The 20,769-nt window shown below is 65.6% G+C and carries 21 protein-coding genes; 6 read left to right on the forward strand and 15 right to left on the reverse strand.

All coding sequences use genetic code 11. The annotated features are described in order from the left end of the window. The first annotated feature begins 311 nt into the window (after positions 1-311). Together I6I07_RS11650 and I6I07_RS31670 are read left to right on the forward strand one after the other, a co-directional pair. A complete protein-coding gene (locus tag I6I07_RS11650) occupies positions 312-1,451 on the forward strand; it encodes an MFS transporter (RefSeq protein WP_198486745.1) in 1,140 nt (379 codons plus the stop codon). Positions 1,452-1,485: 34 nt separating this feature from the next. Continuing rightward, complete coding sequence (locus I6I07_RS31670; RefSeq protein ID WP_232626051.1) at positions 1,486-2,391, forward strand: GNAT family N-acetyltransferase; 906 nt, start codon at positions 1,486-1,488, stop codon at positions 2,389-2,391. Positions 2,392-2,471: 80 nt separating this feature from the next. On the opposite strand, the gene I6I07_RS31675 is transcribed toward I6I07_RS31670, so the two are convergent. The 4 genes from I6I07_RS31675 to gstA all read right to left on the reverse strand — a co-directional run bounded on the left by I6I07_RS31675 (position 2,472) and on the right by gstA (position 4,690). Beyond that, complete coding sequence (locus tag I6I07_RS31675; RefSeq protein WP_332840437.1) at positions 2,472-2,705, reverse strand: hypothetical protein; 234 nt, start codon at positions 2,703-2,705, stop codon at positions 2,472-2,474. After that, on the reverse strand, positions 2,705-2,929 hold the full coding sequence (locus I6I07_RS31680; protein WP_232626052.1) for a hypothetical protein: 225 nt from the start codon (positions 2,927-2,929) through the stop codon (positions 2,705-2,707). The genes I6I07_RS31675 and I6I07_RS31680 overlap by 1 nt, the downstream gene beginning before the upstream one ends. A 100-nt stretch (positions 2,930-3,029) precedes the next feature. After that, the gene (locus I6I07_RS11665) at positions 3,030-3,998 is read right to left on the reverse strand and encodes a Bug family tripartite tricarboxylate transporter substrate binding protein (protein WP_198486746.1); all 969 of its coding nucleotides are present in this window, start codon (positions 3,996-3,998) and stop codon (positions 3,030-3,032) included. A gap of 56 nt (positions 3,999-4,054) precedes the next feature. After that, positions 4,055-4,690, reverse strand: a complete 636-nt coding sequence (gene gstA, locus I6I07_RS11670; RefSeq protein ID WP_198486747.1) for a glutathione transferase GstA — start codon at positions 4,688-4,690, stop codon at positions 4,055-4,057. Positions 4,691-4,990: 300 nt separating this feature from the next. Between gstA and I6I07_RS11675 the strand changes: the two genes are divergently transcribed. The 3 genes from I6I07_RS11675 to I6I07_RS11685 all read left to right on the forward strand — a co-directional run bounded on the left by I6I07_RS11675 (position 4,991) and on the right by I6I07_RS11685 (position 7,612). Next, positions 4,991-6,043: a WD40/YVTN/BNR-like repeat-containing protein gene (locus tag I6I07_RS11675; RefSeq protein WP_198486748.1), complete on the forward strand. Its 1,053-nt coding sequence runs from the start codon at positions 4,991-4,993 to the stop codon at positions 6,041-6,043. Between the two features lie 83 nt (positions 6,044-6,126). Then, positions 6,127-6,729, forward strand: coding sequence for an amino acid synthesis family protein (locus I6I07_RS11680; RefSeq protein ID WP_116519795.1), 603 nt, complete (start codon positions 6,127-6,129; stop codon positions 6,727-6,729). A gap of 25 nt (positions 6,730-6,754) precedes the next feature. Further along, on the forward strand, positions 6,755-7,612 hold the full coding sequence (locus I6I07_RS11685) for an alpha/beta fold hydrolase (protein WP_198486749.1): 858 nt from the start codon (positions 6,755-6,757) through the stop codon (positions 7,610-7,612). 81 nt (positions 7,613-7,693) lie between these two features. On the opposite strand, the gene I6I07_RS11690 is transcribed toward I6I07_RS11685, so the two are convergent. The 8 genes from I6I07_RS11690 to I6I07_RS11725 form a co-directional block, all read right to left on the reverse strand. Next, entirely contained in the window at positions 7,694-8,680 is a 987-nt protein-coding gene (locus I6I07_RS11690) for a tripartite tricarboxylate transporter substrate binding protein (RefSeq protein WP_198486750.1), read from the reverse strand. A 133-nt stretch (positions 8,681-8,813) separates the two neighbouring features. Further along, positions 8,814-9,509 carry a GntR family transcriptional regulator gene (locus tag I6I07_RS11695; protein ID WP_198486751.1) on the reverse strand — a complete coding sequence of 232 codons (696 nt, stop codon included), beginning with the start codon at positions 9,507-9,509 and terminating at the stop codon, positions 8,814-8,816. A 183-nt stretch (positions 9,510-9,692) separates the two neighbouring features. After that, positions 9,693-10,088 (reverse strand): hypothetical protein, encoded by a 396-nt coding sequence (locus I6I07_RS11700; protein ID WP_198486752.1) that lies wholly within the window; start codon positions 10,086-10,088, stop codon positions 9,693-9,695. A gap of 119 nt (positions 10,089-10,207) precedes the next feature. Further along, positions 10,208-11,113 carry a 4-hydroxy-tetrahydrodipicolinate synthase gene (dapA, locus tag I6I07_RS11705; RefSeq protein ID WP_198486753.1) on the reverse strand — a complete coding sequence of 302 codons (906 nt, stop codon included), beginning with the start codon at positions 11,111-11,113 and terminating at the stop codon, positions 10,208-10,210. Between the two features lie 16 nt (positions 11,114-11,129). Continuing rightward, positions 11,130-12,248 carry a cupin domain-containing protein gene (locus I6I07_RS11710; protein WP_198486754.1) on the reverse strand — a complete coding sequence of 373 codons (1,119 nt, stop codon included), beginning with the start codon at positions 12,246-12,248 and terminating at the stop codon, positions 11,130-11,132. 105 nt (positions 12,249-12,353) lie between these two features. Next, on the reverse strand, positions 12,354-13,355 hold the full coding sequence (locus I6I07_RS11715) for an ornithine cyclodeaminase family protein (RefSeq protein WP_232626053.1): 1,002 nt from the start codon (positions 13,353-13,355) through the stop codon (positions 12,354-12,356). Further along, complete coding sequence (locus tag I6I07_RS11720; RefSeq protein ID WP_198486755.1) at positions 13,352-13,972, reverse strand: hypothetical protein; 621 nt, start codon at positions 13,970-13,972, stop codon at positions 13,352-13,354. The genes I6I07_RS11715 and I6I07_RS11720 overlap by 4 nt, the downstream gene beginning before the upstream one ends. A 5-nt stretch (positions 13,973-13,977) precedes the next feature. After that, the gene (locus I6I07_RS11725; protein WP_198486756.1) at positions 13,978-14,982 is read right to left on the reverse strand and encodes a Bug family tripartite tricarboxylate transporter substrate binding protein; all 1,005 of its coding nucleotides are present in this window, start codon (positions 14,980-14,982) and stop codon (positions 13,978-13,980) included. A gap of 177 nt (positions 14,983-15,159) precedes the next feature. On the opposite strand from I6I07_RS11725, the gene I6I07_RS11730 reads away from it, so the two are divergent. Further along, on the forward strand, positions 15,160-16,461 hold the full coding sequence (locus I6I07_RS11730) for a citrate/2-methylcitrate synthase (RefSeq protein WP_198486757.1): 1,302 nt from the start codon (positions 15,160-15,162) through the stop codon (positions 16,459-16,461). 35 nt (positions 16,462-16,496) lie between these two features. Here I6I07_RS11730 and I6I07_RS11735 read toward each other — a convergent pair whose 3' ends face one another. The 3 genes from I6I07_RS11735 to I6I07_RS11745 form a co-directional block, all read right to left on the reverse strand. Then, positions 16,497-18,284, reverse strand: coding sequence for a thiamine pyrophosphate-binding protein (locus tag I6I07_RS11735; protein WP_198486758.1), 1,788 nt, complete (start codon positions 18,282-18,284; stop codon positions 16,497-16,499). An 8-nt stretch (positions 18,285-18,292) separates the two neighbouring features. Further along, complete coding sequence (locus I6I07_RS11740) at positions 18,293-19,786, reverse strand: aldehyde dehydrogenase family protein (RefSeq protein WP_198486759.1); 1,494 nt, start codon at positions 19,784-19,786, stop codon at positions 18,293-18,295. A 145-nt stretch (positions 19,787-19,931) separates the two neighbouring features. After that, the gene (locus I6I07_RS11745) at positions 19,932-20,687 is read right to left on the reverse strand and encodes an SDR family NAD(P)-dependent oxidoreductase (protein WP_198486760.1); all 756 of its coding nucleotides are present in this window, start codon (positions 20,685-20,687) and stop codon (positions 19,932-19,934) included. Positions 20,688-20,769 lie beyond the last annotated feature (82 nt).

Raw genomic sequence — 20,769 nt, forward strand, 5'->3', positions numbered from 1 at the left:
GTCCGCGCACGGTCCGAAGCGGCGTTCGCCCGTTCCGGCGGGCGCATCAGAATAGTGAATTGGAGGCATCCCAGGCGCGCAATGCGTTGCGATTTCTGGTCGGGACGGCGCTTCCGGCTGGAGGCCTCTGACGAGGCTGGGCAGCGGACGACCCATGAAGAGCAGCCTCGCGTATCCCTATGACCGACCCGTTCGATAAGCCGGACACGGGAGGGGCGTTCCAGCATTTGTCATGGGGGCAAAGGGCGCGGGGGCGCCTGCGTGCCGGATGGGTGGCGAGTTGCCGGGCGTTGTCACGGCTTGGTACTTCAGTGACCCAGTTCGCCTTGTTGTGGTGGATCGCCGACACGACGGGGAGCGCGGCGGCAATCTCCGCTGCGGCGTTGGCCGCCCTGTTGCCACGAGCGTTGCTATTCCCGGTGAGCCGGGCGCTCATGCTCCGCCATGGCTTGCGGCTGCCGACCATCATTGGCAGTCTTGTCGTAGCGCTACTCGTGCCGTTGCTGATGTTGTTGATGTCCGGTGAGCGCATCGAGCTTTGGCATGCTTACGCAACGATGGCCTTGCTCAGCGCCTTGCAGGCGTTCCAGCGGTCGGCAGATGACGGTGACTTTTCGATTCTCGTGCCTGGCGGCTTGGTTGCGCGAGGCGCGAAGCGGGGTGATGCGGCACAGCGAGTCTCTCTGGTTGTCGCCGCTCCGCTTGGGGCATTTTTACTTCACATCCTGGCGCCCGGCCAGGTAATGGCGAGTGCCGTGTCGACGGCTTTGCTTGGCCTCGTACCCTTGGTGTGCTTTGACGGGAGGCGGAAGAGTTCCCATGCCGTTCGCGGCAAGGGGCCGTGGGAAGAATTCCGGAAGGACGCTAGTCTGAGTTGGCATACGCAGGGGCTGCGTCAGCTGTGCGTGATGCTCGGCGCGATGGCGCTGGTGACCACGGCCGCCTTCGCGTTGATGCCCTTGCTCGTCAAGGACCATTTTGGCGGCGGAGCGGGCCAGTTCGCCTGGTTGCAAGTGTTGACGGGCATGGGCATCGGGTTGGGTCGCCTGTTGATGGCGGCCATGGCTCCTCGGCGTTCCGTGCGGTGGGTCCTGGGTGGCTTTTCGGTTTGTTCGGTTTCAATTGTGCTTGCAGCGATGGCGCCGAGTGGCCTGTTCGGCGTGGCGGCCGCCTGGTGGGTGATGTGTGGAATTACTTTCGCGTTCGGGGTGACACCAGTGGCCGAGCTGCTGCGGGCGGCGACGCCGATTCACCTGCGGAGGCGGGCGCTATCGGGGATCATGGCGATCGTTGCACTCGCTGCGCCGCTGGGCCTTGTCGTGGCAGGGGGCGTGGGGGAATGGCTGGGGATACGCGCGGTCTTCGTCATGATCGGTCTGGTAGGGCTGGGAACCTGCCTTGCCGGAGGGCTTTCCTCGTCCCTGGCAGCCCTCGATGAACAGGGAACGTAGCGCAGGCCTTTCTAGTCGCCTCCATCCAATATCCATGATTCCCTGGAACAATCACGATGCAGGTGGAGCAAGCTTCCGGAATTTTCCTGGCTATCTTCAAGCTGGCCGTCCTTGCATGGGCAACTTGATCCGCAATGCAATGGATCACGCCGCACGCGCCACGCTGACTGTCAGCGCAATCGCAGGTGGAATTGAGTTGCGGGATACTGGCAAGGGCGTAAATCCGTCGACCTTGCCGTTTATTTTTGATCGCGGCTTTACCGCCAGGCAGCCGGATGGCCATGCTGGCGATAAGACGACCTGGGGTTGGCTCCCGCTTCCTGGGCTTGCAGTGGAAACGGCCGGGTGCGGAGCTTGGGATTCATTCATCAAAGGAAAAGCAATGGAGACGATTACGTCAAGCCGCCTTGTCTTGAGGCCCTTCGCTCAGCGAGATGCCGCGGACTATTTCGAGTACATGCAGGAACCCGTTGCAAGCTGCTTCCTGTCGCTAACGCTCACGAACTTGAAGGATGCCGAGCACGAAGTCGCAAAGCGGAGCACCGACGAACAAAGCCTCGCGGTATGTTTGCGCTCCTCTGGCAAGCTCATCGGGGATCTCTTTGCCGAGCCGGAGGGCGACACCTTCTCGGTGGGATGGAATTTCAATCCCGCTTTCGGGGGAAAGGGCTATGCGTTCGAAGGCGTGGCCGAGATGTTCGCCCACCTTTTTACCGGGCGCGCGGCGCGTAGGTTGTATGCCTATGTGGAAGACACCAACCTTCGTTCTCGAAGACTGTGCGAACGACTCGGGATGCGTCAGGAGGGGGTCTTCCAGGAGTTCATATCTTTCAGGAACGATGAAAATGCCGTTCCGATCTACGAGAACACCATGCAGTTCGCCCTTCTCAGGCGCGAGTGGTTAGCCCGGGGCGGGAGCGCGCGCTCCGTGCCTCTTTAGGTTCGGCCCGGGGAGGGGCCTTCGGAGGGCGCACGTCGGCATGGTGTCGTGTTCGCAGGCTCGGAGCGTCGCCGTGGTAGTCAGAACATGCGGGGTAGGACATCGCTGCGCGGGTCACGGTCGAGGAACCGACGCTTCAGGGCGCCTGCTACGTGCAGGGAAACCAGCCCGAGCAAGGTGTAGGCCAGCGTCTTGTGCAACCATTGGAAGACGATAAACCACTTGTCATTCTTTGGCAGGAGCTCCGGCAGATGAGCGCCGAAGAACGGGATGCCGTCGCTCATTGTGAACGTGCTCGACATCGAATAGCCCATCAGCGGCACCAGGACGAGCAATACGCGTAGGTGGCCCGATGCACCAGTTTCGATAGCGCCTGCTCGTAGGCCGCAAGCGAGCGCGGCGGTTCGGGCAGGCGAGGCTGGCGCCAGCGGATGACGAGTTGCGCCAGGACGACCAGGAACGCCAGTACCCCGAAAGTCTTGTGCCAGGGGTAGTACAGCTCGAATTTCTCGGGAGCCTGGTCCTCCATTCCGGTCATATGCCAGCCAGCCCACAGCACGCCGAGTATCAACACGGCGCGCAGCCTCGGGATGAGCCTCGGGTTCTCGCTGGTGTGCATGGGGACCAGCAGCGGCTTTTCAGTCGAGCGAGATGCCGGACTCTTGGGCCACACGCCGCCATTTTCCTTGTTCGGCCGCGAGCATGTCGTGGAACTGTCCGGCTGTACCCGGCGACACATCCACACCTCTTGCTATCAGCTTTTCCCGCACATCGGGCATATGCAACACGGAGTTCAAGGCGGCATTGAGCCGTTGTGCCACGTCGGGCGCCATGTTAGCGGGCGCGAATACTCCCATCCAGCCTTCAGCGGCCAGGTCCTGAAAGCCCAGCTCTTGCAGGGTGGGCGTGTCCGGCAGGTCACGCAGTCGTGCAGGGGACGGCGTGGCTAGCGCGCGCAGCTTTCCCGATTTGATCTGGGGCAAAGCGACCGCCGCGGTTTCGAATGTGAAGTCGACTTCGTTCGCCAACAACGCGCTCATTGCCGGCGCGCTGCCTTGGTAAGGGATATGTGTCGCTTTGATCCCGGTGCGTGACAGGAACAACTCGCCGATCATGTGATTGGTTGATCCAATGCCGAAGGACGAAAAATTCAGGCGTTCGGGTTGCGCCTTGGCACGGTCGATCAGTGATTGCACGCTGGTGATGGGCGAGGCGGAGGGCACGACCAGGACAAAGCTGACGCTACCCACTTCGCCAATCGGCGTGAATTGTTCGAGCACGTCGTATGGTGCCGTCTTGCGGGTCACTGGGTTGATGATCAATTCGGCGCTGGTGCCAAAGAACAGCGTGTTGCCATCGGGCGCCGCCCGCGCCACGTTCAATGCCCCCAACGTGCCCCCGGCGCCGCCGCGGTTCTCGACGATCGTGGGCTGGTGCAGAAGCGAGGGGAGTTTTTCCGCAATGATGCGGGCGGCCCCATCGGTGCCCCCGCCAGGAGGAAAGCCGACTACCAGACGTAGGGGGCCCGCGGGATTGCCGGCGGCGCCGGCCTGAGCCGCGCACAGCGCGCCCACGCACAAGAAGACCAAACGGAGCAGCATGCTCATGGAGGATTCTCCAACCGGAACGGTACGTTCCAAAAGGCAAAAGGGAAACGATTGCGTTACGGCTGACCCGCGTGTTGGCGTACGCCTTCTTCCTGTGCGGCCTTTTCGGCGGCGCATACGCTGGCACGAGCGCCGACCCGTTGCAGGTAGCCTTCCAGATGGGACCATGCGGTTGTGTCGATATCGTGGGCGCGGGTCCACATGGCGATGGTGTAGCAATGGGCGTCCGCAATCGTGAAGTGGCGGCCCATCAGGAAGTCCCGTTCCGCCAACTGATCGTTGAGCCATTGCAACCGGCCTTGCAGATACTGGCGGGCGATCAATTTGTACTCGGGCGGCGTGATGGCTTTGAACAAAGGCATGAAGCCGCCTTTGTGCAGATCCGCCGCGATGAAGCTCATCCACTCCATGATGCGGTAGCGAGTCAGCGACCCGGGCGGCGCGAACAAGGTCGTGCCGGGCTGTTGGTCGGCCAGGTATTGCATGATGACGGCTCCTTCGCTTAGGTACTGCCCGTCGGGCAATTGCAAGGTGGGCACTGTGCCCTTTGAGTTGACGAGCAGGTAGTCCGTCCCGTCGGCCAGCCGCTTGGTGCGCATGTTGACCCATTGCAGGTCCAATGCGATGCCGAGTTCGCGCGCGACGATGTCGACCGCCAGGGAGCAACCCCGTACCTCGTGATAGAACTTCATGTCAGTCTTCCCTGGTGATATGCCAAAACTGCAGCGAGAGGCTGACGGCCTGGCATCAGATTGAAACTTCGAAATATCGGAAAACAGTAGTACAAAAATAGAAAAATATCTAAATCAGTACTACAATTCTCCCGTGGCTCGAGGTTGTTTCCAACTAGGGGAAACACTTGCCCGGCCGATGGTCTGCCGTCGGCGGCTGCTTGAGCCATCAAAGGCCAGCCGGCCTTCGGACAGCGCCGGTGCCGAGGGCGGCCGTGCCCTGTCCGAGCACGTATTTCCTAAAAGGGGAAGGAGCACATCATGCAAGGCACGATCTTGGTGGGGACTGCGGGGCAGGGCATATTGCGAAGCGCCGACAGCGGCGCGAGCTGGCACCGGCTAGGTCTGAAAGAGGCGATTGAGTTTGATGGAGTCGTGCGCTGCCTGGCGGTAGACCCGTCCGACCCCGCCCGTGTGTTCGCGGGCGCGGATGCCGGTATCTGCCTGAGCACCGACGGCGGAGCGCACTTTCGGCGGCTGGAGTCTCCGGCCAATGGGCAGACCGTGTGGGCCCTGGCACTGGACCCGAGCAACCCCGCGCTTGTCTACGCGGGTACAGGGGCACCGTCGCGCGCGCGCATGTTCCGTTCCGCCGATGGCGGCCAGACGTGGGATACGTTGCCGGTCGAGTTGCCGGAGTTCTGCGCCGGTGTGAATCGGCCGCGTATTCTGGCCATTGCCGTGGATCCCGCCAATGGCGAGGTCTGGTTCGGGGTCGAAGAGGGCGGCGCGTGGCGCAGCCGCGATCAGGGCGATTCCTGGCAGAGGGTTGACGAGGCCGCCAACGGAATCGTCAGTGGTGACATCCACGCCATCAGCGTTTTGCCGTCGCGCGGCAAGCTCCCGCGAACGCACCTGATCTGCACAGTCAATTCGGTCTACACCAACGTCGACAACGGCGAAGGCACCTGGCAAGGCGCCAGTTCGGCGGATCGCTTCGATGGCATGTACTACACCCGCACGATCCAGCCACTGCCTGACGGCGAGGACACCCTGTTGCTGGCGGTTGGCGATGGCACGCCTGGCACGCGGACTCGGATATATCGCTCCGAAGACCGCGGCCGCACTTGGGCCAGCGCGATTTTGCATTCGCCGCCGAACTCGACCTTCTGGGCCTTCGGCGTGCATGCGGCCGATCCGTCGCTCGTGTTTGCCGGCACGAAGTATGGGCATCTGTTCCGGTCGATGGATGGCGGACGCAGCTGGTTCAAGGAGTGGCGTGATTTCAGTGAGATCACCTCGGTGGCGTGGACACCGTTCGTCGCGCCGATCAAGGCCCACCCCCAATCCCGGTTGCAGAGCCTGGCTACGTGACCGCCGGATTGTCGTCGCGTCGGCCGCGCTCGTGAGGCGGCCCTCCCTATCCCATTCCATTTCCTGAACAAGAGACGGACCTTATGAAGACCCATAATTTCAGCGCCTTCCATATCCGCAAGTGGTATCTGCAGATCGAGGATTCCCTGGCAGGAGAAACCGGCGCGCCCGCGGATGGCGAGCCATTGCGAAAGATCGTCATTGCCGCCTGCATCCACAATCCCTATGCTGGCCGCTATGTCCAGGACCTGTCCGCGTGGATCGACGCTTCGCCCGAACTGGGGCAAGAGTTTGGCCGCCGCATCCGCGAGGCAGCTGCGGGAAGGGCGATCGAGAGCTATGGCAAAGCGTGCCTGGTAGGGATGGACGGAGAATATGAGCATGGCAATGCCCTGCTCACCAATCCCGCGGCCAACCCTGTGCGGGATGGCCTGGGAGGCGCCAAATCCTGGGTGCCGTCCACCGGCAAGCGCGGCGCGCCCGGCACGGCCATCGATATTCCCCTGGCGCATAAGGACGCGCTCTATGTGCGGTCGCACTACGACACCGTCACGGCGCAATTCAACGATGGCCCGAACCGTGACGAAGTCGTGCTGGTCTGGGCGTTCGCAACACGGGGACGGCTGAACGCGCGCCTGGGCGGATTGCGCGCTTCCGAAGTGAAGGGGCTTGACGGCCTCTGCTGATCTGGCCAGATTCAAGGAGAGGTATATGAATCGTCGCGACTATTCGCTGACCGTATCCGGGCTGGGCCTTCATGTCGTTGAATGGGGCGAGGTCGACGGTTATCCCATTGTCATGCTCCATGGCATCCGAGGCTACGCCGAGACCTTTTCGCGCTTGGCGGCCGCATTGCAACCCGGGGTGCGGGTGATCGCCTTCGACCAACGTGGCCGAGGCGATTCCGATTGGGACCCCGGCTGGAATTACTATGTGGACGCCTATGTGGCGGACCTGGAGGGCGTCACCGGGGAACTGGGGCTGGGACGATTCGATTTGCTGGGGCATTCGCTGGGGGGCATCAACGCCATTGTGTACGCGGCGAGGCATCCGCAGCGGGTCCGCCAGTTGGTCATCGAAGACGCGGGACCGGGAGCTTTTGAAGTCAGCGCGGGGGCCTCGCGTATCTGCCAGGAACTTCAGACCACGCCGGAGCGGTTCGCGTCATGGGACGAGGCCTCGGCGTTCATGCGTGCGTTGCGCCCTTCTGTCAGCGACGCGGCGCGCCAGGAGCGTTTGGCCAGCATGCTCAAGCCGGCAGCGGAGGGGGGCTTTACCTGGCGCTACGATCATGCGGGCATTGCCGCAACCCGCTTGAACCCGGATCCCGCGCGGGTCGTAGACTTGGAGCCATATGTGCGGGCGATTGCGTGTGATACGTTGGTGGTACGCGGCGGGAGGACGGACTACTTGCAGCCCGACATGGTGCGGCGCATGTGTGACCTCAATCCGCGTCTTCAATGGGTCGAGATCCCGGATGCCGGCCATTATGTCCACGATGACCAGCCTGTCCTGTTTGCTGAAGCGGTGCGGGCATTCCTGAGCGGCCAGCGTGCCGCGGACGCCTGACGAGAGTGGCATGGCGGGAAAGGCCCGCCAGGATGCATCCAGGCCCCCGGCTTGCATGCCAGGGGCTGGACTACTCGTTCCCTATCCGGCCAGATCTGCCGCTTCCGTCGCCAGGACCTTTTGATAGATTGCGATGGTGCTTTCCACTGCGGCCTGCAATCCTGTCGGCGAAGAGCCCACCCAGTCGTAGCCCTGTCCAATCATGCGTTGGCGAGCGGCGGCGTCTTTGCCCAGGTCTTCTGCCAGCCTCGCGACGCTACCGCAAATGGACGCGGGGACGCCCGCGGGTCCAAACAAGCCGAACCAACCGCTGAAGTCCAATTGCCGCACCTGCTGTTCCTCAAAGGTCCTGGCTTCGGGAAAAACTCGCGTGCGGGTCTCGCCCGTCACACCGAGGACGCGAACCTTGCCTTCGCGGACCAGGCTTTCAAGCGCGCTGCTGGTCAGGAATACCGCATCGATGTGGTCGCCCAGCAGATCGGTGAGCGCCTGCCCGGAACCTTTGTAGGGCACGTGGGACAACTTGGCTCCCGTCGACTGGGCCAGCAGCAGGCCATACAGATGCGCTGACGAGCCGGTGCCGAAGGTGCCGTACGTCAAAGCCTGCTGGCGGGCGTCGGCCAGGAATTCCTCCAGCGTTTTCCAACGCGACTTGCTGGCGACGGCCAGCACATTGGCGGTGGTTGCCAGCAAGGTGACGGGGCTGAACTCTTTGGTGATTTCGGCAGCGGCCGTCTTGGCGATGAGCGGCCCGAGCACATGCGTGCTGGATGTGCCTAGCAACAAGGTCGCACCGTCGGGCTTCTGGCGCGCGACATGGCGGGCGGCGATGGCGCCGTTGGCGCCCGGTTTGTTCTCCACCACGAAGGTGGTGCCGGGTGCGTGTGTCTGGGCGAAGTGGGCGAATTCGCGCGCGAGCTGATCGGCGCCTCCCCCCGGGGCGAAAGGCACCACCAGCGTAATCAGTGCGGGGAGTGGTTGGCCCTGGGCCTTGGCCAGCTTGGTTCGCCCCAGGGCCCCCGCCGCTATGAGGCCCAATAACCCTGTGGTGAAAGATCTGCGTTTCATGACCGCCTGCTCCTGGGGTAAGGATCGGCCGCGGCAACGCCCGCCAGCCGTCCGAGAACGTGAGTGACGGTCCAGATCGTACTACCAAAAATAGATAAAATTGATTTTGGTACTACAATTTAATGGATAACACCTAGTGCTGGCGGATCCGCAATACCTGTAGTGCCGTACGCGCGGCTTGACGGACGTGGTGCAGGGCGGCTTTGCCGGCGGCTGCTTCGTCACGGGCCTTGAGCGCATCGAAGATCTGGGTCAATTCATAGAGGGTTTCAGGTAACCGAGCGGGCGCTGATAAGGATGTCCGTCGCAACAGCACGATGCGGTTGTGCAGTTGGCGCAGCATGTTGCCCAGCAGGCGATTACCGCACCCCGCGGCTATTGTGTCGTAGAAGGTATCGCTGAGGGCGACCGTCTGCTCGACGTCACCGCGACGCGCGGCGTCGGCGAGAGAGTCGAAGGTGGTTGCCAAGGTCTGCATGTGCTCGCTGCGCGCGCGTAATGCGAAGCCGGTGCAGATCTGCGCTTCCAGGATGCCTCGTACTTCGTAGATTTCTTCTGCCTCTTCGTAGGTCAGCACCGCGACCACTGGACCTCGATTGGGGATGATCTCGATAAGGCCTTCGGCCTCGACCTGGCGTAGCGCTTCGCGCACCAGTGTTCGACTGACGTCGAGCAGTTCCATCAACTCACGTTCCTTGAGGCGCTCGCCTGGTTGGAATCTGCCTGAAAGGATGGTTTTGCGTAGCGCATCTTCCGCTTGCCGCCGCAATGGGGTTGACGGGATGTCCTGTTCGGTAGGCGCGTGCGAGTCCTGTTTATCGTTATTCATAGAGTGTCATACCGGAATTTGCCGTTCTCTCAAATCGATCATACGAAAATTGTATGGCATTGCGGAGTTTGATCGTACGTCGTTTCCGTCCAGGCGCTTGAACTGCGCATCCCCTGCGCGCTCAGCGAGGTGTGCTTTCGGTCCCCCTCGATGAACCAAGCGGCTTTAAACCCTTGATTTCCATCAGCGAGCCCGGCGCAACGCCTCGCTTACGGCGCCGAGGTCGAGCTTTCGCGCCGCGGCGGAAAGTGTCCGCTGCGCCAGGCCGCGCCTGATCCAGTCGAGCACGGCATCTTGTTCGGCATCGCCCGCGATCGTTTCGGCCTCGTGACGTGGCACCGCGATGACCAGGCCGAGCTGCTCGCGCGCCGCCTGGTACCGGCCCTTGGCCTCGAAGCCGTGCTGGCCGTGGTCCGTCACGCTGCCGCCGATCCACAGCGAGAGATCGAGCGTGGCGAGACCGGACACCGCGAGCGGCGCGAGCGCGGCCTTGAGCCGCGGCCGGCAGCCCACGATGGCGGCAAGGTACCGCACGCCGGTTTCCGGGCCGCCCATGACGCCGTGCAACGTGACTTCCATGTTTTCTCCTTCAGCGTGTCTGGCCAGACGATACTCGTATCTGCCCTGGCGCATGCGGGAGCACCCACTTCAGTGAACGCGGACGGGGGGCGCGCCGGGTGTCGACGCGGCCCCCAGGTTCAGTCCGCCTTGAGCTGCAGCTTCTCGAACAGGGCGTCGATGCGGCGTTCCAGTTCCGGGGTCGCGGGCATCATGGGCAGGCGATGTTCGTTGCTTTCCAGCAGGCCCATCCGCTTCATCAGGTATTTCAGCGGGATGGGGTTGGTGTCCCAGAAGATCATCTTCATCAGCTCGAACAGCTTGAAGTGCAACGCGCGCGCCGCTTCGAGCCTGCCGTCGCGCACCAGGTTGCACAGCTGCGCCACTTCCGCCGGCGCCACGTTGGCGACCGCATTCATGGTGCCGCCCGCGCCCAGGCACATCATGGGAAAGGTGAATTCCTCCAGCCCCACGAAAATGCGGAACTCGGGGCCGAAGCGATACAACATCTCGGTCACGAACGAGTGGTCGTCCAGGGCATGCTTGATGCCCACGAAGTGGGGAACCGCCTCGGAAATCTGCTCCAGCGTGGCCAGGTCGGTCTTGAACGCGGTGCGGCCGGGGATGTGATACATCATCAGCGGCACGTCGACCCGCTTGCCCAGGTCGATGAAATAGGCTGCCACGCCGCGTTGCGGCGGCCGGATGTAGTAGGGCGTCACCACCAGCAGCGCGTCGACCTCGGCGCGGGCCGCGTGCTCGGTCAGCACGACGCTTTCGGCATGCGATTGCGAGCCGGTGGCGGCCACCACCTGCAGCCGTCCGCGGGCCGCCTCGACGGCGACGGTCACGGCCTGGTTGCGTTCTTCGAGGGTCAGCGTCGACGGCTCGGAGGTGGTGCCGTTGATCAGCACGCCATGCGTGCCGTTGCGCGCCTGGAAGTCGATCAGGCTGGCCAGCCTGTCGTAATCGACCTTGCCGTTCCTGAACGGCGTCACGATAGGCGGGATCGAGCCCCGCAGGGCGTCCTTCTGCAAAGTGATCATTGCGGTGCTCCGGCGTTCAGGCGGCCTTGCGGTTGGTGATGAAGCCTTCCTGCTTGCCCAGCACGGCGGCGGGGTGGTGCAGGTCTTCCTGCCAGAGCAGGGATTCCATGAAGATGTTCAGGGGCTGGTCCTGCACGGTCAGCTCGTACACGTAGTCATCGTAGGAGGCGTGGTTGTGCACCGCCCAGCCCGGCGCCGACAGCATCAGGTCGCCGGCTTTCCACTCGTAGCGGTTGCCCGCCACGCTGCTGTAGCCGCTGCCGGAGAAGTAGTAGTTGATGGCGGCGGAGACGTGGCGGTGCGGGCGGTCGATGATCTTCGGCGGCCGGATCGTCATGGTCGCGAAGAAGTTCGGGGTGATCCCGTTGAAGCGGCCGGTGGCGGGGTTGTAATACATGTACAGGCGCCGTCCCACATATTCCTTGCCCAGCGCTTCCAGCTTGTCCAGCTGCGGCTTGACCTGGTCCCAGGCGAAATGCAGCGTGCGCGAATCCACCGCGGTCGGGTTGATCAGCGTCTCGTAGGGCATCAGCAGCCCGCCGTCGTCGTTGATGGGAAAGATGCCGAAGGGATTGCGGCGGCGCGGGTCGTCGGACTCCTCGCGCTGGCCCGTGCCGGCGCGCGCGTCCATGTCCGGCTGCGCATCCGTCACGTAGACGTCCATGAACTGCAGCAGCGGCACGTTCGAGTAGGTCAGGCGTACCTGCAGGTCCTCGCCGTCGTTGTAATGGCTGTACGGCGTATAGCTGGGGTGGTTCCACACGTCGTACTGCCTGAAGGCGACCTGCTTGCCGCCCACTTCGGTCACGCCCTGCCCGCGGATGCAGAAATTCACCTCGGTGGCGTTGTGGCGAAAGGGCGCGGTGCGCTCGCCGGGCTTGAGCACCGACAGCCGGACCTGGATGCCCGGCGCCATGCCGGGGGCGAACTCGCGTGCGTTGGGGTGGGCGATCAGCGACTCGCGGCGGCCCGAGGCCGGCAGCGGCGAGGCGGCCAGGCGCTCGATTTCGGCGTCGATCTCTTCCTTGGTCACCACGATGGGCGCCCATTGCGTGTTGTACGAAACGGGCGGTTCGCCGCCGCAATCAAGGAAGCGGCCATTGAGTCTTTCGAATTCGCGGGTGTATTCGTTCATGGTTCGATCTCCGGGGTCGGTGTGGATGTCGGGTCGGTATGTCGAGCGTCGTCGTGTTCGTGTTGGGGGGGCAGTAGGTATCGCGCGCCGTGCCTGTGCGCGTCCTCAGGCCTGCCGCGCGGCGAAGAACCGCGGCTTGCTCTTGACCGGCGCGGGCATGGCGCGGCCGATGCCCTGGTTGCGCGCGCGTTGCAGGATCTCGACGCCCAGCGCGAGGTCGGACAGGCCCATGCCCATGGCCTTGAACAGCGTCAGGTCGGCGTCGGCGGGGCGTCGCGCGCCGTCGTGGATGCGGGTCGACAGGGTCTGCACCGTCTCCCAATCCTCGCCATAGCGGGTGCGGAACTCGCGTGACAGGCGCTGCACGCTGGACAGGTCGTCCACGGCGATCACGCCGGCCCGGTCGAACACGTCCTGGCAGAACTCTTCGCGGTCCGGCGCGATGGCGCCAATGGCGTTCAGGTGCGCGCCGCGCGCGAGCATGCCGGCGTCGACGAAGGGGGTGCGCGCGCGCGTCGCCAGCGTGACGACGTCCGCGCCGTCGCAGGCCGCCGCCATGCTGGCGCAGGCCTTGACGCGCAGCCCGCGGTCGGGGAAGGCTTCGGCGATGCGCAGGGCGAAGGCGTCGCGCGAGGCCTCGGTCGGGGTGTAGACGCGGATTTCCTCGATGTCGCGCACGGCCAGCACCGCGGCCACCTGCGACATGGCCTGCTTGCCGGCGCCCGCCATGGCCAGCACGCGGGCGTCGGGCCGGGCCAGCCAGTCCGTGGCCACGCCCGTCGTGCCGCCGGTGCGCATGTTGCCCAGCGCGAACGCCTCGATGATCGCGGCCAGTTGGCCATCCTCGGCATTCCACAGCAGCAGCAGCGGGCATGTGCCGCCATCGGTATGCGCCCAGCTTTTCGTGCCGACGTAGTGGCCCAGCCGCGCGCCCAGCGCGTGCAGGTTGCTCTGGCCGAACTGCAGCATGGTCTTGGGCATGCTGGCCGCCAGGCCCTGCGCCTGCATGCTCAGGCCCGTGCCGAGCGCGGGGATGGCCTCGTCCAGCGTCAGCAGCGCGGTGACCTGGGCTTCGGTGATCCACACGGGTTCTGCATTCGTCATCATGGGTTTCCTTGCGTGGGTGGCGCGCTGTTGGCGGTGGGCGGGGCATCCGCGGCGGCATCGGCGCCGAAGCCGTCGTCCCAGATGGACGGCACCGGCGGGCGCAGCCCGAACGTGTTGACCACCAGCGCGTGGGTGATGTAGCGGCCGGCCAGCATCGCGATGGCGACGGCCTGGCTGGCGGGCAGCAGCGCCGCCAGCCGCTCGAAATCGTCCTGCGCCTGCAGGCCGCGTGTGCGCACCGCCGCCATGACGTAGCGCTGCACGGCGCGCTCTTCCTCGGACAGCAACGCGGCTGAATCGGGTTGCAGGCGTTCGGCGTCCTTGACCCAGTCGCGGCCCAGGCCCAGCCGCACGCACAGGCGCTCGTGCTGGTGCCGTTCATAGGCGTTGTCCATCAGGGTGGCCGTGGTCAGCACCGCGACTTCGGCCAGGTTGTCGGGCAGGGCCTCTTTCAGCGACTCGGTAAAGCGCATGAAGTCCAGCAGCACGTCGGGCGCGTGGGCGCTGACCTGGAACAGCTCGCCCAGGTAGCCCAGGCGGCGCACCCGCGGCGTCAGGTACTCGGCGAGGTCGGGCCGCATGGCTTGCAGCTGCAGGCGTGGAATGGTCTGGCTCATGATCGTCAGTCGATGGTGATGTGATATTGGTCGGCCAGCTTCTTCCACTTCACGAGCTCGGCGGCGATCTGCTTCTGCAGCTCGGGGCCGTTCATCTGCAGGGGCACGAACAGGCGGTCGGACAGCGCCGTCTGCGTGGCCTTGTCCTGGGCCAGCGCCATGAATTCCTGGCTCAGCTTGTCGACGATGGGCCGCGGCGTGCTGGCGCTCACGAAAAAGCCGATCCACACGGCGAAGTCGTAGTCCTCGAACCCCGGCAGCTCGGCCAGCGCGGGCACGTCGGGATGGAAGGGGACGCGATGCTTGGTGGCCACGGCCAGCAGGCGGATCTTGCCCGTCTTCAACTGCGGGCTGATGTTCGAGATGGCGTTGAAGATCACGGGCACCTGGCCGCCGATGCCATCCGTCAGCGCGGGCGCGCAGCCCTTGTAGGGCACGTGGACCATGTCGATGCCGGCCCGGTGGGCGAATTCGACGCCGGCGAAATGCTGCGCCGTGCCGGTGCCGCAGGACGAGAAGCTGAGCGTGCCGGGATGGGCCTTGCCGTAGGCGATCAGTTCCTGCACCGAATTGACCGGCAGCTTGGTGCTGACGGCCAGCGCGACGGGAGTCTCGGCAATCGCCATGATGGGGGTCAGGTCCTTCTGCAGATCGAAGTTCTGCGCCACGCCCAACGCGGCGTTGACCGTCATGGTGTTGTTGCCGATCAGGATGGTCTCGCCATTGGGCACGGACCGGGCCACCGCGCCGCTGGCGATGTTGCCCGACGCGCCGGCGCGGTTCTCCACCAGGAAGCTCTGCTTGAAGATCTCGCCCAGGCGCGGCGACAGCATGCGGCCGATAACGTCGGTGCTGCCCCCCGGCGGGAAGGCCGAGATCATCGTCACCGGGTGCTCGGGATAGCCGGCATGGGCGGCGCTGGCCAGCATCAGGGTCAGGCCGAGCCGGGCGGCCCAGCGGATGGCGCGGCGATGCGGGGATTGCTGCAGGCGGATGTTTCGTTCCGTCATGGTTGTCTCCTTGTGGCTGTTGGGTTTTTGTTCCCAACTTTGCGTTGTGATTTTGGATATCATCGTAGGATCGCAATCAACCTATGTATAGATTGATTTACAATCAATCAACTAGCATGGTGATCTGGAAAACCGCTACAGCCGGACGCTTGGCGCCACCGGCCGGGAACACGCAGCATGGAAAACCGACGCAAGAAAACGGCCGCCCCGGTGGCTGACGAGAACGCTCCCGCCGCGGGGACGTTGGTCGATGCGCGCACCGCCATCGAGCGGCTGGGCATCAAGATGCAGACGCTGTATGCCTACGTCAGCCGTGGCTGGGTGCGCGTGGTGCCGGCGGTGGGCGGCAAGGGCAACCTGTACTACGTGGAAGACCTGGATGCGCTGGCCGCGCGCGGCCGCGGCCGATCCATGACCGGCGCGGGGGCCGAGCGCATGATCCGCTGGGGCGGCAACGCGGTCATGCAGACCTCGATCACCGCCATCGGTCCCGAGGGGCCGCGCTACCGGGGCAAGCCCGCGGCCGAGCTGGTGCTGCACCATCGAACCTTCGAGGACTGCACCGAACTGCTGTGGAACGGCATGCTGCCCGACACCTCGGTGGCCTGGCAGCCCGCCAGGCCCGGGGTCGGGTTCCAGGCGCTGGCCGACGGCATCGTGCAGGTGGCCGCGCGCAATCAGGCGCGCCGGCTGCTGTCCGTGGCGGTCGAGGCCTATGCGGCCAGCCTGGGCCGCAATCCCGAACTGGCGCTGGGCGCGCCGGTGCTGGCCGCGCGCCAGTTGATTCAGGCCATGTCCGCGGCGACCGGCCTGCTGGCCGACCCGCCCACCTATGCGCTGAACGAGACGCCGCAATCCATCGCGCAGATACTGGCCGTCAATCTGCGCGTGGGCGATACGCCCGAGCATCTGCGCCTGCTGGACGCGGCGTTGATCCTGAGCGCCGACAACGAACTGGCGCCCGCCACGTTTGCGGCGCGCATCGCCGCGTCGGCGGCGGCCGACCTGTTCTCCTGCGTGACGACGGCGCTGGGCGCCTTCGAGGGCATGCTCACCGGGCTGGGCTGCGAACAGGCCGAGTCGGTGCTGGCGCAGGCGCGGTCGCGCGACGCCTATCTCGATCAACTGAAGAGCCTGCTGGCGCGCAAGAGCCCCGTGCCGGGGTTCGGCCATCCGCTCTATCCAGACGGCGACCCGCGCGCCACGCTGCTGCTGGACCTGGTGCGCGAGGTCGGACCCGCCAGCGCGCGTGGCGAGATGGCGCTGCAAGGGGTGGACCAGGCCAGCAACGAGCTAGGCCTGAAGCCCAACCTGCCGCTGGCCCTGGCGGTGTTGTCGGCGGTGCTGGGCGCGCCGCTGGGGGCCGCTGGCGCGCTGATGTCCGTGGGACGCGCGGCGGGGTGGGTGGCGCATGCGCTGGAGCAGCGCCTGGCCGGTTTCCTGGTGCGGCCGCGCGCGCGGTACATCGGGCCCTCGTGAGGCCATCGCGGGCCTGAGGTCCGCGCCACCAGGCCTCAGTGGCCGCGCCCCAGCGCCTTGGCCATGGTCTTGGCGTATTCGCGCGCCACGCGCGCATCGATCACCGCGACCTTGCCCGCCTTCACGGCGGCAATCGCCTCGTCCAGCGCCTGGGCCAATTGGTCCGCGGTCTGCACCGGTCCCCAGCCCAGCGCTCCCTGCGCGCGAGCCAGCCCCGCCAGGTCGATCTCCGGGCCTTCGATGCGCTGGCCGATCCATTTATTCTCGACCGGGCGCGAGCGTATTTGCGCCACCTTCTCCTGGTGGACCTCGTCGTTGAAGAACGAGCGGTTGTTGGCCACGATCACCAGAAGGGGGATGCCATAGCTGACGGCGGTCCACAGCGCCGTGGCGCCCATCAGATAATCGCCGTCGCCCAGCACCGCCACCGGCAGCCGCGGCGTGCCGCGAAGGCCCAGGGCCGCGCCCACCGCCATGCCCGGACCCGAGCCGATGCCGCCGCCGCCGTCATAACCCAGATAGTCGAGCGGATGCGCCAGCGGATGCGCGTCGCCGGGCCAGCCCAGATTGGCGCGGATCAGGCAGGCGGGCGCATGGCGGCGCAAGTGCTGGCTGACCGTGCCCGAGAATACGGCCAGCGACATGCCTTCGGCGGCGTCGCCCGATTCGTGTGGCGCCATGTCGGGCTCGGGCGGCAAGTCGGCCGCCGCCATGCGCGCATCGCCCAGGTCGCGCAGCGCCGCCAGCGTCTGCGCCACGAACTCGTCGGGATCGCACATCAGATAGGTGTCCGCGCCCACCAGCCCCTGATGCTCGCCGCCGAAGCCGTTGTGCAGCACCTGGTCCAGCGACACCTGCATCACGTGGGCCGGCGTGCGCGTCGGGCCCCAGGCCGTGCGCAGCGTGCCGGCCAGATCCACCCAGTCCAGGCTCAGGACCACGTCGGCCTCGCGCAGCGCCTGCAGGCCTTCGTCGGCCATGAAGAACGACGGCGTCGTGCCGTGCAGCGGATGGCGCGTCGGAAACGCCGCGCCCACCTTGAAGTCGGTCAGCACCGTGGCGGCGCAATGTTCGGCCAGCGCCACGCGGCGGTCCCAGTCGGCTTCGTCGCGCGAGACGCGTCCGATCAGGATGACGGGCCGCCTGGCCGCGTGCAGCCGTTGCGCCGCCTCGCGCGCCAGGCGGTCGGCGATGCCCGGGCGCGGCGGCGGCGCATGCCGCGCCAGCGGCAGCAGCGGCGGCGCGTCCGCGCAGGGCGCTTCCTGCAGCGCGCTGTCGAAACACACGTAGACCGGGCCTTGCGGCTGCGTCGTGGCAATCTGCCGCGCGCGCAGCACCGCATCGCGCGCGCCTTCCAGCGAGTACGGCTCGGCGTCCCATTTGACGAACGAGCGCACGAGCGCGCCCTGGTCCTTCGAGGTGTGCAGCCAGTCGATCCACGGACGGCGGCGCGCCGAATCGACCGGCCCGGTGGCGCCGAACACCATGACGGGCACGCGATCGCAATAGGCGTCGAAGATCGCCATAGAGCCGTGCATCAGGCCCACGTTGGCGTGCAGGATGGCCCCCATGGGGCGTCCCGTCACCTTGGCATAGCCATGCGCGATCGCGACCGCGTGTTCCTCATGCAGCACGGTCAGCATCTTGGGCGATTCGTCGCCCAGGTAGTTGACCAGGCTGTCGTGCAGGCCGCGATAGCTGGCGCCCGGATTGAGCGCCACGTACTCCAGGCCGAGATGCCGCAGCAGCGCGGCCAGGTAGTCGCTGCCCCATTCGGGCGGGGGCGTGTCTTGGTGGGACGGGGCGTGCGTGGGAGTAGACATCGAATGAATCAATCCAGGGTGACGTTGACGTTCTTGGTCTGCGTGAATTCCAGCAGCTCTTCCTTGCATTCCTCGCGGCCGACGCCCGACTGCTTGTAGCCGCCGAACGGCGCGCCGATGAAGTGCGCCGACGAGCCGTTGATCCACACATAGCCGGCCTGCACGCGCGCCGCGGCGCGATGCGCGGTGCGCAGGTCGGTGGTCCAGATCGAGGCCGTCAGGCCGTATTCCACGCCGTTGACCGCGGCGTACAGGTCTTCCTCGTTCGACCACTTGAGCACCGACAGCACCGGGCCGAAGATCTCCTCGCGCGCCACGCGCATTGACGGCGTCACGTTGGCCAGGATGGTCGGCTCGACGAAGTAGCCCGCGGCCAGCGCGGGGTCGCCGCTGCGCTTGCCGCCATGCGCCACCCGCGCGCCTTCGGCCACCGCCGATTCCACATAGGACAGCGTCTTGTCCATCTGCTGGCTCGAAACCAGCGCGCCCATCGTCGTGCGCATGTCGGTGGGCAGGCCGGGCGTGTGCAGCTGCGCGGTCAGCTCGACGATGCGCGCCAGCACGTCGTCGTGGATGGACTCGTGCAGGAACAACCGGCTGGTCGACCCGCACGATTGGCCGCACCAGGTGAAGTTCATGCCGCGCACCGCGCCCAGTGGCATCTTGTCCAGGTCCGCGTCGGGATAGACGATCATGGCATTCTTGCCGCCCAGTTCCAGCAGCACCTTCTTCAGGTCGTCCGCGGCCGTGCGCATCACCGCCTTGCCGGCGTTGACGCTGCCGATCAGCGCCACCGCCGCCACGTCCGGATGCGCCGACAACGCGGCGCCCGTCTCGCGGTCGCCGCCCAGGCAGTTCAGCACCCCGGGCGGGAACAGGTCGGCAATCAGTTCGAACAGGCGCAGGGTGGACAGGGGCGCCTGCTCCGGCGGCTTCACGATCACCGTGTTGCCGGCGGCCAGCGGGGCCGCGATCTTGCCGGCGGCGAACATGAAGGGATGGTTGAACGGGATGATGCGCGCCACCACGCCCAGCGGTTCGCGCAGCGTGTAGTCCAGCGAGCCGTTCATCGTGGGGATGGTCTCGCCCTTCAACTCCATCACCAGGCCGGCGAAGTACTCCAGCTGCGCGGCGGCGAACACCGCGTCGTCCTGCATCTGCCTGACCGGGTTGCCGCAATCGACGGCATCGATCAGGGCCAGTTCCAGGCCATGTTCGCGGATGATCGCCGCCGCCTGGCGCAGCAGCGCGGCGCGGGTCAGCGGCGGCGTGTCGCGCCACGCGGGGAATGCCTGCCTGGCCGCGGCCACGGCCGCATCGACGTCGTCGGCATCGGCCACCGCATAGCGTCCCAGGTCGGCCTGCGTGCCGGGGCTGTGGCTGCGTTGATAGTTGCCGCCGCGGGGCGGGTGCCAGGCGCCGCCGTAATACAGGTCGCGCCGGGTCGGCAGGGCGTGGGGCACCTGCGCGGACAGGTCGGGCCCCTGGTCGGGAGTGATCATCGATGTGCTCGCTGACAGGCCGGCCCGCGCGGGGATGTGCTGATTACGCGCAGGCGGCGGGGTGATGAAGAACGCCTAGGCTATTGCCGTGGATACATATCGGTCAATCTTGATTTGAAATCAATATAAGAGGGAGGGCGGCCGCCTAGATCGATTGGCCGCCGGAGACTTCGATGCGTTGGCCGTTGACCCAGCGGTTGGCCGGGCCCAGCAGGCTGGCGATCATCGGGCCGATGTCATCGGGCACGCCCACGCGGCCCAGCGCGGTCATGTTGGCGAAGGCGTCGTTGTAGTCCGGGGTGTCGCGCACCGCGCCGCCCAGGAAATCGGTCTCGATCGCGCCCGGGGCGACGACGTTCGCGGTGATGCCGCGGCCGCCCAGTTCCCTGGCCAGGTACACGGTGAGTGTTTCCACCGCGCCTTTGGCGGCCGCGTAGGCCGAGAAGCCGGGAAAGGACACGCGGGTCAGGCCCGACGAGAAGTTGATGATGCGTCCGCCATCGGCCAGCATCGGCAGCAGCGACTGCGTCAGGAAGAACACGCCTTTGACATGAACGTCGAAGAGCGCGTCGAACTGCGCCTGCGTGGTGGCGGAAAACGCCGTCATCTCGCCGTGTCCGGCGTTGTTGATGAGATGATCGAACGTATCGCGGCCCCAGGTGTCCTCGAGCGCCGCGCGCACAGCCATGACGAAGTCCGGGAAAGATGAGACTTTGCTCGTATCCAGCCGCAGCGCGACCGCCTTGCGGCCGAGCGCCTGGATGTCCGCCACGACGGCATCCGCGGCGTCCTTGCCATCGCGATAGGTGACGATCACGTCGCCGCCATGGCGGGCGATGCTCAACGCGGTGTTGCGGCCCAGGCCGCGGCTGGCGCCGGTCACAAGGGAAAGGGTGGTCATGGGGAAGCTCCTGGTTGGGTGAGCTTCGATCTTAGGAACCCGGGGCGTGGGCAGGTTGCCTGATTATTTTGAATTCTTGCCC

Source organism: Achromobacter deleyi (genome assembly GCF_016127315.1).
Classification (GTDB): Bacteria; Pseudomonadota; Gammaproteobacteria; order Burkholderiales; family Burkholderiaceae_B; genus Achromobacter; species Achromobacter insuavis_A.